Origin of the sequence: Streptomyces sp. NPDC047117 (assembly GCF_040643545.1) — a bacterium.
Taxonomy (GTDB): Bacteria; Actinomycetota; Actinomycetes; order Streptomycetales; family Streptomycetaceae; genus Streptomyces.
This window is the reverse complement of the sequence record NZ_JBEYUN010000015.1, coordinates 1-14,397: the sequence shown is the minus strand read 5'-3', so window position 1 is coordinate 14,397 and position 14,397 is coordinate 1. Positions and strand designations below refer to the sequence as shown.

12 protein-coding genes and 1 pseudogene are annotated in these 14,397 nt (G+C 73.2%); 8 read left to right on the top strand and 5 right to left on the bottom strand.

The genetic code is table 11. The features are described from left to right. Nucleotides 1-6: 6 nt before the first annotated feature. The 3 genes from ABZ840_RS26440 to ABZ840_RS26430 all read right to left on the bottom strand — a co-directional run bounded on the left by ABZ840_RS26440 (nt 7) and on the right by ABZ840_RS26430 (nt 3,534). Complete coding sequence (locus ABZ840_RS26440; RefSeq protein WP_361562889.1) at nt 7-2,277, bottom strand: ABC transporter permease; 2,271 nt, start codon at nt 2,275-2,277, stop codon at nt 7-9. Beyond that, the gene (locus ABZ840_RS26435; protein ID WP_361562887.1) at nt 2,274-2,957 is read right to left on the bottom strand and encodes an ABC transporter ATP-binding protein; all 684 of its coding nucleotides are present in this window, start codon (nt 2,955-2,957) and stop codon (nt 2,274-2,276) included. Before ABZ840_RS26435 ends, ABZ840_RS26440 begins: the two co-directional genes overlap by 4 nt. A 133-nt stretch (nt 2,958-3,090) precedes the next feature. Continuing rightward, a complete protein-coding gene (locus ABZ840_RS26430; RefSeq protein WP_361562885.1) occupies nt 3,091-3,534 on the bottom strand; it encodes a hypothetical protein in 444 nt (147 codons plus the stop codon). A gap of 213 nt (nt 3,535-3,747) precedes the next feature. Between ABZ840_RS26430 and ABZ840_RS26425 the strand changes: the two genes are divergently transcribed. The 5 genes from ABZ840_RS26425 (at nt 3,748) to ABZ840_RS26405 (ending at nt 10,246) form a co-directional block, all read left to right on the top strand. Then, nucleotides 3,748-5,346, top strand: a complete 1,599-nt coding sequence (locus ABZ840_RS26425; protein ID WP_361562883.1) for a helix-turn-helix domain-containing protein — start codon at nt 3,748-3,750, stop codon at nt 5,344-5,346. A 307-nt stretch (nt 5,347-5,653) separates the two neighbouring features. Beyond that, nucleotides 5,654-7,006, top strand: coding sequence for a diaminopimelate decarboxylase (locus tag ABZ840_RS26420; RefSeq protein ID WP_361562881.1), 1,353 nt, complete (start codon nt 5,654-5,656; stop codon nt 7,004-7,006). 375 nt (nt 7,007-7,381) lie between these two features. Continuing rightward, nucleotides 7,382-8,707: an amino acid permease gene (locus ABZ840_RS26415; protein WP_361563126.1), complete on the top strand. Its 1,326-nt coding sequence runs from the start codon at nt 7,382-7,384 to the stop codon at nt 8,705-8,707. A gap of 109 nt (nt 8,708-8,816) precedes the next feature. Then, entirely contained in the window at nt 8,817-9,347 is a 531-nt protein-coding gene (locus ABZ840_RS26410) for an NAD(P)H-dependent oxidoreductase (protein ID WP_361562879.1), read from the top strand. Between the two features lie 152 nt (nt 9,348-9,499). Then, the gene (locus tag ABZ840_RS26405; protein WP_361562877.1) at nt 9,500-10,246 is read left to right on the top strand and encodes a DUF4232 domain-containing protein; all 747 of its coding nucleotides are present in this window, start codon (nt 9,500-9,502) and stop codon (nt 10,244-10,246) included. Here ABZ840_RS26405 and ABZ840_RS26400 read toward each other — a convergent pair. After that, nucleotides 10,209-11,063 carry an AraC family transcriptional regulator gene (locus ABZ840_RS26400; protein WP_361562876.1) on the bottom strand — a complete coding sequence of 285 codons (855 nt, stop codon included), beginning with the start codon at nt 11,061-11,063 and terminating at the stop codon, nt 10,209-10,211. The genes ABZ840_RS26405 and ABZ840_RS26400 overlap by 38 nt on opposite strands. 50 nt (nt 11,064-11,113) lie before the next feature. On the opposite strand from ABZ840_RS26400, the gene ABZ840_RS26395 reads away from it, so the two are divergent. Further along, on the top strand, nt 11,114-11,584 hold the full coding sequence (locus ABZ840_RS26395; RefSeq protein ID WP_361562874.1) for a DUF2000 domain-containing protein: 471 nt from the start codon (nt 11,114-11,116) through the stop codon (nt 11,582-11,584). 34 nt (nt 11,585-11,618) lie between these two features. Here the strand turns inward: ABZ840_RS26395 and ABZ840_RS26390 are convergent, their stop codons facing one another. Next, nucleotides 11,619-12,389 carry an IclR family transcriptional regulator gene (locus tag ABZ840_RS26390; protein ID WP_361562873.1) on the bottom strand — a complete coding sequence of 257 codons (771 nt, stop codon included), beginning with the start codon at nt 12,387-12,389 and terminating at the stop codon, nt 11,619-11,621. A gap of 186 nt (nt 12,390-12,575) precedes the next feature. Here ABZ840_RS26390 and hutH point away from each other — a divergent pair, with 186 nt between their 5' ends. Then, a complete protein-coding gene (gene hutH / locus ABZ840_RS26385) occupies nt 12,576-14,114 on the top strand; it encodes a histidine ammonia-lyase (RefSeq protein WP_361562871.1) in 1,539 nt (512 codons plus the stop codon). A gap of 44 nt (nt 14,115-14,158) precedes the next feature. After that, a pseudogene (locus ABZ840_RS26380) lies at nt 14,159-14,397 on the top strand (urocanate hydratase); the annotation flags it as partial.

Below are 14,397 nucleotides of genomic sequence, written 5' to 3'. Positions count from 1 at the left end.
GGCGCCTCAGTCCCGGCGGATCATCTCCGGGTCGATTCGGCGGCCCACCAGGGGGAGGGTGCCGAGTACGGCGGCGAGGAGGACTGTTCCTGCGGCTGCTACGAGCAGGGGGATGCCTGCGTCGTCCCAGAAGATTTCGCCGCCGCCGGTGACCAGGTACGACGTTTCGGCGAGTTTGCCGGTGATGAGGGCCAGGAGCAGGCCTACCGCCAGGGGGAGCACCACCTGTGCGCACTGCACCAGGCGCAGGACGCGGGGGCGGGCGCCGATCAGGGCGAGGGCCGTGACCTGGGAGCGCCGTTCCACGGCACGGTCCGTCGCGGAGACCAGGAACGCCGCGGCGCCGACCACCAGGCCCATCACCATGCCGAGGGCCAGCAGCGTTTCGATGACGCTGATCTGCTGGAGTCCGTCGACGTTGATGCCGACCGGGTCCACGTCCGCGGTGGGGGCGATGGCGCCGATACGGTCCAGTACGGCGCGGACCGTGGCGGGGTCGGAGGCGCTGGCCAGGACGAGCGTGCCGGCCGCCGGGACGGCGCCGGACGGCAGCTTGGACGGCGGGTAGAGCACCGGGGTGTCCACGGACGTGACGTCGTAACCGGAGAAGAGCACGCGTTGGCGCGGCACGGTGATCTTGAGTGAGGTGTGCCGGTCGCCCTGGCGCAGCCGGATCGTGGAGGACGCGACCGGTTCCGGTGTCACCGCCGGGTCGGTCAGGCGCAGGGCCTTGCCGTCGACGCAGCCTTCCACGTGCCGTACCAGCGACTTCAACTGTCCGCAGGTGGCGACGAGGGCGCGGGCGGGGATGCGCGGTCCCTCGGCGTTCGGATTGAAGGGCGGTTCCATGACGAGTGCGTGCGCGCGGAGTTCGGGGATGCCGGTGAGTCTGTGCTGCTGGTGCGGGGTGAGGCCCGCCAGGGGGATCCCGTACTCCTGCGAGGGGGAGGAGGAGCGGGTGATCTGGGACTCCTCGACCAGGACGCCCTGCGCGAGGGACGCGGAGAAGACGAGCAGGACGAGGCCGCTGACGACGCGCATGGCGCTGCCGGGCTCGACCTCGTTGCGCCGCATCGCGAGATTCAGGGTCAGCGACTTGGAGCGGGCCAGACGGCGGGCCATGAGGTACGACAGGAGCGGCATCGAGAGGACCAGGCCGAGGCCGGTCAGGAGCACTCCGAGGGGCACGAGCAGGGCATTGATGCCGGAGCTGTCCGCCGGGTGCGCGGTCAGCCCGGTCAGGCTGTAGCCGACGACGATGCCGAGACCGGTGACCAGGAGCAGGCCGCCCCAGATCCGGGGGGTGCGGGGCATGGCCGTACGGCGGGTGCTCAGGGGGTTGGTCGCTGCCGCGCGGGCGCTGGCACGGCCGACGAACCAGGCGAGCACGGGGCAGCCGATCAGGCAGAGCGCAAGCGTGCCGGCGGTCGGGGTGCCGTCACCGGGGTACCACTTCAGGCCGGGCAGTCCGGTCCGGGCCATGATCTGGTTGAGCAGCCAGTACTCGCCGATGCCCAGCACCGCGCCGAGCAGCGCCGCCACGACGGTCTCGGCCGCGTTGACCCGCTGGGTGCCCTTCGCGCTCAGGCCGAGCAGGCGCAGCGCCGCGAGCCGGCGGTTGCGGCTGGCGGCCGAGAGCCGCGCACAGACCGAGAGATAGACGGCCAGTGGCAGCAGCACCAGCGTGGCCATCGTGAAGCGCAGGATGTCCAGCGTGGAGGGGTCCACGGCGGGGTTGGGGGCGTAGCCGCTGCCCCAGCTCTTGAGGGCCCGGGTGGCGGAGGCGTGGCCGAGGTCGCTCTCGGCGGCTCCGACGTACGCGTACAGCTCGTTGGGGTCGGTGAGGCCGGCGGGGGCGATGGTGCCCCGCACCGTTCCCGGCAGCAGGTTCTTCAGGCCCGGCTCGCGGCGCAGCTGCTCGCGCAGGGCAGGGGAGACGAACACCTGGTGCGGAGCGGGCAGGGCGTCCAGACCTGGCGGCGGGCCGGGGGTGTCCCGGGTGCCGCGCGCGAGGAAGACCCGGTTGAACGGGCGCGAACCGTGCGGGTCGGTGCGTTCGAGGACGAGCGTACGGCCGGACGTGGGCTTGCCGGAGAAGACGACGGGGTCGCGGTCGCCGGCGCGTCCGTCGCGTGCGTCGAGGATGGCCGGCACGGTGAGGACGAGCGCGAGGCAGCAGACACCGAGCGAACTGCCCAGCGTCATCAGCCAGAAGCGGGCCCGTGCACCGCGCCCCGAACCGAGCAGCAGGCGCAGGCCGAGGAGGAACTCCCTCACGCGGCGGCTCCCGTCGCGGCCAGGACACCGTCCGCCATCGTCCAGTGCCGGTCCGCCCGGGCCGCCACGCCGGCGTCGTGCGTGACCAGGAGGACGGCCGTGCCCTGCGAGCGGGCCAGCGAAAGGAACTCCTCCAGCACCGCGCCCGCGTTGGCGCTGTCCAGCGAACCCGTCGGCTCGTCCGCGAACACCACGGACGGCCGGTGCACCAGCGCACGGGCGACGGCCACGCGCTGGCTCTGTCCGCCCGAGATCTGCGAGGGGCGTCGCTCACGCAGTTCGGCGATGCCGAGCCGCTCCAGTACTTCGGCGGCGGCCTTGAGAGCGGGGGCCTTGCGCCGGCCGGCCAGCCGCAGGGGCAGGGCGGTGTTCTCCTCCACGGTGAGTTCCGGCAGCAACTCGCCGTACTGGAAGACGAACCCGAAGCGCTCACGGCGCAGCGTGCTGATCTCCTCGTCGTCCAGCTTGCTGAACGGCCGGCCCTCGAACCACACGTCACCGCGCTGCGGCGGCAGCACTCCGGCGAGGCAGTAGAGCAGCGAGGACTTTCCCGAGCCGCTGGCGCCGGTGATCGCGGTCACCTCGCCGGGCGCGAGCGAGAGGTGCGCGTCGCGCACCGCGGGTGTGGAGCCGTAGGAGAGGTCAACTCCGCGGGCGGCCAGCACTTCTGTCGTATTCATGGTGTTTCCCCCAGTGGGCCGGGCAGGGCCCCGGCCGGTGGACGCGCGGTCAACACGCCCTCGGCCGGGGCCCCTCACCGTAAGTGAACGCCGCCGCCCTCAGGACGGGGCGGTCGGCGGACGGCTCCCCTTGTTACCGCTTGTAGTGCTTGGTCGGGGAGCAGTTGTCCGGATGGAACGAGCCGCGGTCACGGCACGCGCGTATCCAGGCGTCCTTCGTGTACAGCGCGGCGCCGTCGTAGGAGAGCTTGTCCTTCCACACGGACTTCTTCTGCTTGCCGTTGAACCGGCCCCAGCCGTAGCCCTCGACCCGGACCTGCGCGTAGACGTTGTGGCCGTCGCCCGCGCTGGTGTCCTTCAGGTAGCCCTTCCAGTGGAAGGCGCCACGCTTGGCACCCTTGGGCTCGAACTTGTACGAGCCCGAGTGGAACGACACGCCGCTGCTCTTGCGCGTCGATATCTTGTGCCACGAAGAGGCTGCGGCCTCGACGTTTCCTGCCGATCCCGCGAAGGCGGCACCGGCTCCCCCTACGAACAGGGCGCCGGTCAGAGCGCCCACCGCAAGCTTGCGATTCATTTGTTTTCCTCCCGTTTTGTATGCATCTTGCCGATCGGCCGAACGGCCCAAGATCGACAAGATGCGTCACGTTAACAGGAGGTTCACAGCCGGCACACAGGTTTCTGTGATCACGCGGTTGCCCGTACCGGGGGCCTGACCGGCAGGGTCCTCGTGCCCGGTATCGGGGACACTGGCCCCATGGAACCCCGGCCGAGTTTTGATGATGCGTTCGTGACCGGTTCGCGTGGCGGCGCGCCGTCGCTCGGGGAGGTGCTCGGGGTCGGGGGGATGGAGCTGGTCGAGGTGGTGCGGGCGCCTCGGGGGCTGGATGTGGCGGTGCGCGGGGTGGGGGTTTTTGACGCGGGGGAGACGTGGGAGGCCGCGGGGCAGGTGCTGGTCGCGGTGGGGGTCGACACCTCGGCGGACGATGCTCCGCGGGTGCTGCGGGACGCCGCGCGGGCGGGGGCTGCCGCGCTGGTGATGCGGCGGGGCGCGGACGGGGTGTCGGAGCGGCTGGTCGCGGCGGCGGACGAGGGCGGGACCGCGTTGCTCGCGCGGGCGCCGTGGATCGAGTGGGGCGAGCTGATAGGGCTGCTGCGGGCGGCGCTCAGCCGGGGCGGGGCGCGGCAGGAGGCCGCCGTCGACGTGGCGCTCGGGGATCTGCCGGGGCTCGCCGTCGCGCTCGCGGCGCTGGTCGGGGGTGCGATCACCATTGAGGACCCGGACTCGAATGTCCTTGCGTACTCGCCCACCGCCGATACCGCGGATCCGTTGCGGCGGCTGACGATCCTGGGGCGGCGGGTGCCGCAGTGGCGGGTGGCCGAGCTGGCCGAGAGCGGGTTCCTCGACACCCTGTGGGCCACGCCCGATGTGGTGCATCGGCCTGCTGACGGGCGGTTTCCCGAGCGGCTCGCCATTGCCGTACGGGGTGGGGACGAGATCCTGGGGTCCCTGTGGGCCGCCGCCGACGGGGAGCCGCTGCCGGCCGACGCGCGCGACGCGCTGCGTGCCGCGGCGGAGACCGCCGTGCCGCATCTGCTGCACCACCGACTGCGGTCCCGGTCCGCCGCCTCCCGCCGCAAGCAGGCGGTGCGGGCCCTCCTCGAAGGGCGGCAGCCGGACGTGCCGGACTCGGCCGCGGCCCTGGAGGTCGACCCGCAGGTCCCCTGCACGGTACTGACCGTCGCGGCGGCGCCGCCCGCGCCCCTGCCCGAGGCGCTCGACCGCGCCCTGCACCTCGCGTCCCTGCGCGCCGCCGCGCATCACAGCCCGGCCTTCGCACACCGCGACGGCGCCCGGCTCGACGTCCTCCTCACCGACCCGGCAACCGGTGCGGCACACCGCCTGGGCGGTGAGCTGGCCACGGTGCTGCGCGGCAGCGGCGTACGGCCGCTGGTCGCCATCGGGCCCGTCGGCGCGGGGCTGGGGGAGGCCGCCGCCTCCCGGGCCGGCGCCGAGCTGGTGCTGCGGGTCCTGCGGGAGCGGGGCGCGCCGGAGGTCGCCACGGCCGACGACGTACGGCACGCGCTGGACGCCATGCGGGTGGTGGACGCGGTGGCGGAGCTGACCCCGTCGGCGACGGACGCGGTGCGGGAACTGCTCGCGTACGAGGCGGAGCACGGGACGGACCTGCCGCGCACGGTCGCCGTGCATCTCGCCTTCTTCGGGGACGCGGCGGCTACCGCGCGTCATCTGGGCGTCCACCCCAATACGCTCCGTTACCGGCTGCGGCGGGTGCGGGAGCTGTTCGGGCTGGATCTGGAGGACGCGGACGTACGGCTGCTGACCGAGCTCGGGCTGCGACGGGCCGGGCTGATCCCGCCGGGGTGAGACGGGAAGTTGGAGTGAGGCCGGGAGCCGGAGCCAGGCGGAGAGCCGGAGCGCGGCGGCGGGCCTTTGGTGCGGTGCACCACGCGTGCGGGCCGGCGGTTGTGCTGGTGCACCACGCCCGCGGGGCCGCGGCTCGGGTGTTGTGCACGTCGACAGTGGCCGGGGCCAGGACTTCGTCGTCCGGCACGCAGACACCGCCCCGCGCCGACCTGCACAGTGACGGGGTCGGTTTCCGACCTCACGCAGGGGACATCCGTACAGGACCCCTCCGCCCCCACGTCCCCGTACAGAAGGCAGGTCATCTCCCATGGCTCTTGATTCCGTCGCCCGCAGGGAAGCGGCCGTGCGTGCCGCCGTCGCGCAGGGGCTGGTCGGGCCGGACGCGCCCGTGCTCGGGCTGCTCGACGTGGACGGGGTCCGGGCCACGGTGCGGGAGCTGCGGGCGGCGTTCGCCGTCGAGGGCGGCGGGGAGGTGCTGCACACCTTCGCGGTGAAGGCGGCCTCGCTCGTGCCCGTCCTCGCGCTGCTGAACGAGGAGGGCGTGGGCGCCGAGGTGGCGAGCCCCGGTGAGCTGGAACTGGCGCGCGCCGCCGGCGTGCCCGCCGGGCGCATCGTCTTCGACTCGCCGGCCAAGACCGTCGGCGAGCTGCGTGACGCCCTCGCGCACGGCATCGCGGTCAACGCCGACAACGCGCAGGAGCTGGCCCGTATCGACGCGCTGGTGGCGGAGGCGGCAGGGCCGGTGGCCCCGCCGATCGGGATACGGGTGAACCCGCAGGTCGGGACCGGTTCCATCGGGGCCATGAGCACGGCTACGGCCACGTCGAAGTTCGGTGTGGCGCTGCGGGACGAGGGCGCGGAGCAGTGGGTCCTCGACGCCTTCCGCGACCGTCCCTGGCTGACCCGGCTGCACACCCACACCGGCTCGCAGGGCGTCCCCCTGGAGCTGATGGCCGAGGGCGTACGGGTCGTCTACGAGCTGGCCGAGAAGATCAACGCGCAGGCGGGGCGGCAGCAGATCGACACCCTCGACATCGGCGGCGGCCTGCCGGTGAACTTCGCGTCGGAGGAGGTCACGCCGTCCTTCGCCGAGTACGCGGAGCTGCTGCGCGCCACCGTGCCGGGGCTGTTCGACGGACGGTACGCCCTGGTGACGGAGTTCGGCCGCGCGCTGCTGGCCAAGCAGGGGCTGATCGCCGCGCACGTGGAGTACACCAAGACCTCCGGCGGCCGGCGCATCGCCGTCACGCACGCGGGCGCGCAGGTGGCGACCCGTACCGTCTTCGTGCCCGACTCCTGGCCGCTGCGCGTCGGTGCCTTCGACGGACGGGGGCGCCCCAAGGCGGCGCCCGGGCTGGTGCAGGACGTGGCCGGGCCCTGCTGCTTCGCGGGCGACCTGGTGGCGCGCGGGCGGGAGCTGCCGGAGCTGGCGCCGGGCGATCTCGTCGCGCTGTACGACACGGGCGCGTACTACTTCTCGACCCACTTCCACTACAACAGCCTGCCGCGCCCGGCCGTGGTCGGTTACGTGGTCGACGACGCGGGCGCGGTGACGTTCGCGCAGGTCAGGGCGGCGCAGACGGTCGCGGAGGTGCTGGCGGAGAGCGGCGCGGGGCAGGCGGGCGCGCTCACCGGGCTGCGGTCGGAACGCCGGCCGTGACCACGGCCGCAACTGCGGCTGCCACCTTGGCTACCCACCAGTTCATAGTTGCCTGAGCAAACGGTTTAGGGTGGCCCGGTCACCCTATGGACATACCGGCCATGCCTATCGGCGCCGGCCCACTTCAACAGGTACGCCGCGCTGTATGCGCGCGACCCTCGCACGCCCGGAAACGGGCGGTGTGCGGCGTACCGCTATGCACGGAGAACCATGGAGCACACAGCAGAAGCCGAGCAGGCGGCACCGCCCACGCCGGCCACCGGAGCCCCCGCGGCTCCCGGTACCCCCGCGGCCCCCGGCACTGCCCCCGCGGCCTCCGCCGCCCCGGTCCGCGAGGGCGGCTACGCCGCGGGCCTGCGCAACCGCCAGGTCCAGATGATCGCGGTCGGCGGCGCCATCGGCACCGGCCTCTTCCTCGGCGCCGGTGAGCGGCTGCACGCGGCGGGCCCGATCCTGGTCGTGGTCTTCGCCGTCACGGGCCTGTTCGCCTTCTTCATCGCCCGCGCCATGGGCGAGCTGGTCATGCACCGCCCGACGTCCGGTTCGTTCGTCTCGTACTCGCGGGAGTTCCTCGGCGAGAAGGCGGCGTACACCGCGGGCTGGGTCTACTTCCTGCACTGGGTGTGCAGCGGCATCGCGGAGATCACCGCGGTCGCCATGTATCTGCACTACTGGGGCGCTTTCCGCGACATCCCGCAGTGGACGCTCGCGCTCTTCGCGCTGCTGGTGGTGCTCACCGCCAACCTCATCTCGGTGCGCTGGTTCGGCGAGTTCGAGTTCTGGTTCGCGATCATCAAGGTCGCCGCGATCATCGCGTTCCTCGCCATCGGCTGCTGGCTGCTGGCCAGCCGGCACCCCGTGGACGGCCACAGCACCGGCCCGCAGCTGATCGCCGACCACGGCGGCATGATGCCCAACGGGCTGCTCGCCTCCGTCGTGCTCATCCAGGGCGTGGTCTTCGCGTACGCGGCGATCGAGATGGTCGGCATCGCGGCCGGCGAGACGGAGAACCCCCGCAAGGTCATCCCGCGCGCCATCAACTCCGTCTCCTGGCGCATCGTCGTCTTCTACGTCGGCACCGTGCTGCTCCTGGTGCTGCTGCTGCCCTGGAGCGCGTACAAGGCGGGCGAGTCGCCGTTCGTCACGCTGCTGGGCAAGCTGGGGGTGCCCGGCGTCAGCGGGGTGATGAACTTCGTGATCCTCACGGCGGCCCTCTCCAGCTGCAATTCGGGCCTGTACTCGACGGGCCGTGTGCTGCGGTCGATGGGCCTCGCCGGTTCGGCGCCGAAGTTCACCACCCTGATGAACAAGCGCGGCGTGCCCTACGGCGGCATTCTGCTCACCGCGTCCTGCTACATCCTCGGCATCGTCCTCAACTACGTGGTGCCCGAGCGGGCGTTCTCCATCGTGCTGAACTTCTCGGCGATCACGATGATCGGCACCTGGGTCATGATCATGATCTGCCAGATGGTGCTGCGCCGCCGGTCCGCGCGCGGCGAGGTCGAACGGCCCGCCTTCCGGCTGCCGGGCGCGCCCTTCACGTCCTGGCTGACGCTCGCCTTCCTGGCCGGCGTCGTGGTCCTGATGTGCGTGGACGGCGGGGACGCCGCGTGGTCGGTGGCCTGCGTACCGCTCATCGTCGCCGCCCTGGTCGGCGGCTGGTTCCTGGTACGCGGCAAGGTCGCGAGCGGCCGGCGCTGAGGGGTGGACCCGGGCGGCGTGCGGTGACCGGTTGTACGCCGCGCGGGCTGTCGCCGTCGCGCCCGGCCGGACCGGGCCGCTCGGACAGCTGGTCGGACAAGTTGACGCGATGAACATCCTTGCCCTGTGCGGCAGTTTGCGGAAGCAGTCGCTGAACGCCGCTGTCCTGCGGACGGCGGCGGAGCTGTGTGCCCCGCCGCACGAGGTCCGGATCGCGCCGAGCCTCGGCCGGCTGCCCTTCTTCGAGCAGGACGTGGAGGAGGCGGGCGTACTGCCGCCGGCCGTCGCGGAGCTGCGGGAGCGCGCGGGGGCCGCGGACGGCGTGCTGATCGCGACGCCGGAGTACGCGCGCGGCACCTCCGGCGTCCTCCAGAACGCCCTGGAGTGGCTGGTCGGCGGTGGTCAGCCGTACGCCAGGCCGGTCGCGCTGGTGAGCGCTTCCCCGTCCGCCCTCGGTGGCGACCGCGCGCAGGCCTGGCTCCGCGAGACCCTCACGATGATGGGCGCCGACGTCCTCCCCGAGGGCCTGCCGATACCGCGGGCCGCCGCCAAGGTCACCGACGGCCGCCTGGTGGACGGGCCGGCCCGGAAGGAGCTGGCGGACCTCCTCCGGCAGCTCCACGAGCGGCCGGCCGGGTAGCCGCCCGTAGGCCGGACTGCCGGACCGCCGGGCCGAGTTCGCGTGGTTCGGGGCGCGTTAGTGGCTTGTTAGTGAGGCAACAGTGGGACCCGGCATGGTGAAACCGTGCGGGACGAGAGTCCCGTACGCGACGACTCGATGAGGGGATTCCCATGTCGCACCACGCCGGTCTCCGCCGTGGCCGCAAGGCCGCCACCGCCACGCTGATCGCCGCCGCCGCGGCCGTCGCGCTCACCGCCTGCCAGGGCACCGGATCCGGCGACTCCGGTGCCGCCGGGTCCGCGTCCGACGCGGCGTCCTCGTCCTCGGCCGCCCCCGCCACGGGCGGCGGCAGCAGCGCCGACACCGGCAGCTCCGGGAGCGGCAGCGGCGCCGACACCGGCAGTGGCGGGCAGGACGCCTCGCAGATCCCGCCCGGCAAGGGTGCGGCGACCGTCGCCCGTACCGCCTCCGCGCGTACCGCGGCGTCCGCGTCCGCCGACAGCGCCTCCGACCGCTGCACCGCCGACGAGCTGGGCCTGCGCCTGGGCCGCGCCGACGTGGGCGCGGGCAACATCCACACCCCGCTCGTGTTCACCAACAAGGCCAAGTCCACCTGCACGCTCCGCGGCTACCCCGGCGTCTCGCTCATCCAGCGCGACGGCCAGATGATCGGCAAGCCCGCCACCCGCGAGGGGGGCGCGGGCAAGGCCGTCACCCTGAAGCCGGGCGCCAGCGCGTACGCCGTGCTGCACACCATCCAGGACGGGCTGAAGGACACCCCGTGCTGGAAGAGCCCGTACCTCCTCCAGACCTACCCCCCCGGCTCCAAGGAGGCGATGACCCTCCGCACCGACGAGCCGCGGGTCTGCGGCGGCGAGTTCACCGTGACGGCGCTGGAGCCGGGCACCGGCCTGTGACGGGCGCCGCGCGGCGGCCCGTGAAGCGTCCCGGCGGAACGCCGAGGATGCGCGTGAAGTGCCGGGTCAGATGCGACTGGTCGTGGAATCCGGCGGCGGCAGCGGCGTCCCGCGGCGCCATCCCGTCCACCAGCAGCCGCCGGGCGAGATCGACGCGGCGCGCGGTGAGGTACCGGTGCGGGCTGATCGCGAACGCGCGGCTGAACGCCCGTACGAGATGTGCCGGGTGGGCGTGCAGCAGGCCCGCCGCCTCGTCGAGGGTCAGCCCCTCCGCGGTGCGCGCGTCGAGCAGGTCGCGCAGCTGCCGTGCGAGCTCCGGCGCGTCGGCCGGCGCGCCGGCCGGTCCGCCGCGCCGTTCCAGGTGCCCCCGCAGCCGCTCGGTGATGAACGCGAGCCGGCTCTCCGCCTCCAGCTCCTCGCCGGGCAGGACGAGGCTGTCGTGCAGCCGGTGGATCCGGTCGCGCAGCGCGCCGTCCTCCAGTACGGGGGCGTCGACCGCGAGCCCGATGTACTCCTCGCCCAGCCCCGCCGCCTCCGGTTCGAGGTAGAGCACCCGCTTCCGGAAGCCGTCCGGTGTGGCGGGCGAGCCGTTGTGCGGCACGTGCGGAGGCAGCAGCGTGACCCCGCTCCGCAGGGCACCGTGCTCGTGCCGGTCCAGGTCGTAGCGGACCATGCCGTCGTCCACCAGGAGCAGCGTCCACGCGCCGTGCGTGTGCAGCGGATACGCATGGCCGGTCAGGTGCGCGTGGTAGACCTCGGCGATCCCGGTCACCGCCGGGCGCCAGGCCCTGACCTGAGGACGAGGACGGCTGACCATGCAAAAAACGTACAAGACGGGGCCGGGAGCGGCTCGGAAGAATCCACGATATGGAAACCCCGCACACCGCTGAACACCCCGCCGCCCCGGACGCGCCCGCGTCCGCCCCCGTCCGCTTCGACACCAAGATCGCCGTCCTGCTCCGCGCGGACCTGGAGACCTGGCAGCGGCTGAACGTCACCGCCTTCCTGGTCAGCGGCATCGGTACCGAGGTGCCCGACGTGATCGGCGAGCCGTACGCGGACGCCGACGGCAACGACTACCTGCGGATGTTCCGCCAGCCCGTGCTGGTCTTCGAGGGGACCAAGGAAACGCTGACCACCGCGCACGGCCGCGCGCTCGGCCGGGGCGTCGCCCTGTCGGTCTTCACCTCCGACCTCTTCGCCACCGGCCACGACGGGGCCAACCGCGCCGCGGTCCGGGCCGTCGGCCGGGACCAGCTGGATCTGGTGGGGCTGGCCGTGTACGGCCCGAAGAACGCCGTCGACAAGATCGTCAAGGGCGCGCGCATGCACCCGTGAGCATGCCCCGGGGGCCCGAGCGGGCCTGCCGCCGTTACGGTGCCGGCAGCGTGCCGCCGATGCGCAGGGTCAGGTCGCGGGCGGTACGCAGGACCTGCTCGGCGATGCCCGCCCGGCGCTCCGGCCGCACCTCGGCGGCGGGGAACGTCACGGCGACCCCCGCGACGGGATGCGCGCTGTGATCGAGCACCGGCGCCGCGACCGAGGAGAACCCCGGCGTGACCTCGCCCTCCTCCGTGGCGAAGCCGCGCCGCCGCACCTCCACCAGCAGGTGGCGCAGGGCCGAGAGGGAGCCGGGCCCGTGCCCGTGGCGGACGACGAAGGCCGACGCGTCGGGGAAGAGCGCGCGCACCTGGGCGTGCGGCAGCCGCGCGAGCATGGCCCGGCCGCTCGCCGTCAGGTGCGCGGGCAGCCGTACGCCGACCTCGGTGACCAGCGGCGCCCGGCCCGGCGCCCGCTCCTCGATGACGTAGATGACCTCGCGCCCGTGCAGCACCGCGAGGTGCGCGCTGTGGCCCGTGCGGTCGACCAGCGCGGTGAGCGGGGCGCGGGCCAGCCGCTGAAACGGGGCCTGGCGGCTGTACCCGGAAGCCAGCTCGAAGGCGCTGACACCGAGGCCGTACCGCCGTTCGTCCGCCAGGTGCACCACGAACCCGTCCTGCGCGAGCGTGTCGAGCAGGTGGTACGTCGTCGAGCGGGGCAGCCCCACGTCCCGGCTGATCGCGGCCGCGGAAGCGGGGCCGAGCTGGCCGGCGAGGTACCGGAGGATCGCCAGGACCTGGGCGGCTGCGGGGACGATGGCCATGCGGTTGAGCGTAGCCGCGGGTGACCGGTGACTTCCGCCGTGGGGGAGCGGTCCGGTGGCCCGGTACTGCGGCGTTGTGGTTGCGCGCGCAGTTCCCCGCGCCCTTGACGGGGTTGTCTGGGATACCAGACAGAAAGCCGCCGGTGGGGATGGAACAGGGGTTCTGACCTGGTGCTTCATTGAGGCATGTCAACTGTTGTTATCGACGTCGGCGCGCTTTCCGCCGACGATGTCGTGGCCGTTGCCCGCCACGGCGCCCCCGTCGAGCTTTCCCTCGCCGCCCGCGAGGAGGTCACTCGCAGCCGCAAGGTCATCGAGGCCCTGGCCGACGACGTCACCCCGCACTACGGCGTTTCCACCGGCTTCGGTGCCCTCGCCACCCGCCACATCCCCACCGAGCTCCGCGCTCAGCTCCAGCGCAGCCTGGTCCGCTCGCACGCCGCGGGCTCCGGCCCCGAGGTCGAGCGCGAGGTGATCCGCGCGCTCATGCTGCTGCGTCTCTCCACCCTCGCCACCGGCCGTACCGGCGTCCGCCTGGAGACCGCCGAGGCGTACGCCGCGCTGCTCAACGCCGGCCTCACCCCGGTCGTCCGCGAGTACGGCTCCCTCGGCTGCTCCGGTGACCTCGCGCCGCTGGCCCACTGCGCGCTCGCCGTCATGGGCGAGGGCGAGGTCCGCGACGCCGACGGCGAGCTGCGCCCGGCCGCCGAGGCGCTCGCCGCCGCCGGCATCGAGCCGGTCACGCTGCACGAGAAGGAGGGCCTGGCCCTCATCAACGGCACCGACGGCATGCTCGGCACCCTCGTCCTGGCCGCCCACGACCTGCGCCGCCTGCTCGCCACCGCGGACATCAGCGCCGCCATGAGCGTCGAGGGCCAGCTCGGTACGGACGCCGTCTTCGCCGCCGACCTCCAGGCCCTGCGCCCGCACCCCGGCCAGGCCGACAGCGCCGCCAACCTGCGCGCCGTGCTCGCCGACTCGGCGATCGTCGCCAGCCACCGCGGCCCGGAGTGCACCCGCGTCCAGGACGCGTACTCGCTGCGCTGCTCGCCCCAGGTGCACGGCACCGCGCGGGACACCCTCGGCCACGCCGAGCTGGTGGCCTCCCGCGAGCTGGCCGCCGCGGTCGACAACCCCGTCGTCACCCTCGACGGCCGGGTGGAGTCCAACGGCAACTTCCACGGCGCCCCCGTCGCCGCGGTGCTGGACTTCCTCGCGATCTCCGTCGCCGACGTCGCCTCGATCGCCGAGCGCCGTACCGACCGCTTCCTGGACGTGGCGCGCAACCACGGCCTCAACGCGTTCCTCGCCGACGACCCCGGCGTCGACTCCGGCCACATGATCGCCCAGTACACCCAGGCCGCGATCGTGTCCGAGCTCAAGCGGCTCGCCGCGCCCGCGTCGGTGGACTCCATTCCCTCCAGCGCCATGCAGGAGGACCATGTCTCCATGGGCTGGGCCGCGGCCCGCAAGCTGCGCAAGGCGGTCGACGGCCTCACCCGCGTGCTCGCGATCGAACTGCTCACCGCGGCCCGCGCCCTCGACCTGCGCGCGCCGTTGACGCCCGCCCCGGCCTCCGCCGCGGTCGTCGCCGAACTGCGTACCGAGGTACCGGGCCCGGGCACCGACCGCTACCTCGCCCCCGAGATCGAGGCGGCCGTCCAGTACGTGGCCTCGGGCCGGGCGCTCGGCGCCGCGGAGTCCGTCACCGGCCCGCTGCGCTGATCTCCCCTCACGACGACTTCGAGAATTCGATGAAAGGTACTCACATGACAGGCGCACGCCCCGTCCGCGCGGCCCGCGGCACCGACCTCTCGGCTCTCGGGTGGCAGCAGGAGGCCGCCCTGCGGATGCTGCAGAACAACCTGGATCCGGAGGTGGCCGAGCATCCGGACAAGCTGGTCGTCTACGGCGGGACGGGCAAGGCGGCCCGGGACTGGCGTTCCTTCGATGCGATGCAGCGCACGCTGCGGACGCTGAAGCAGGACGAGACGATGCTGGTGCAGTC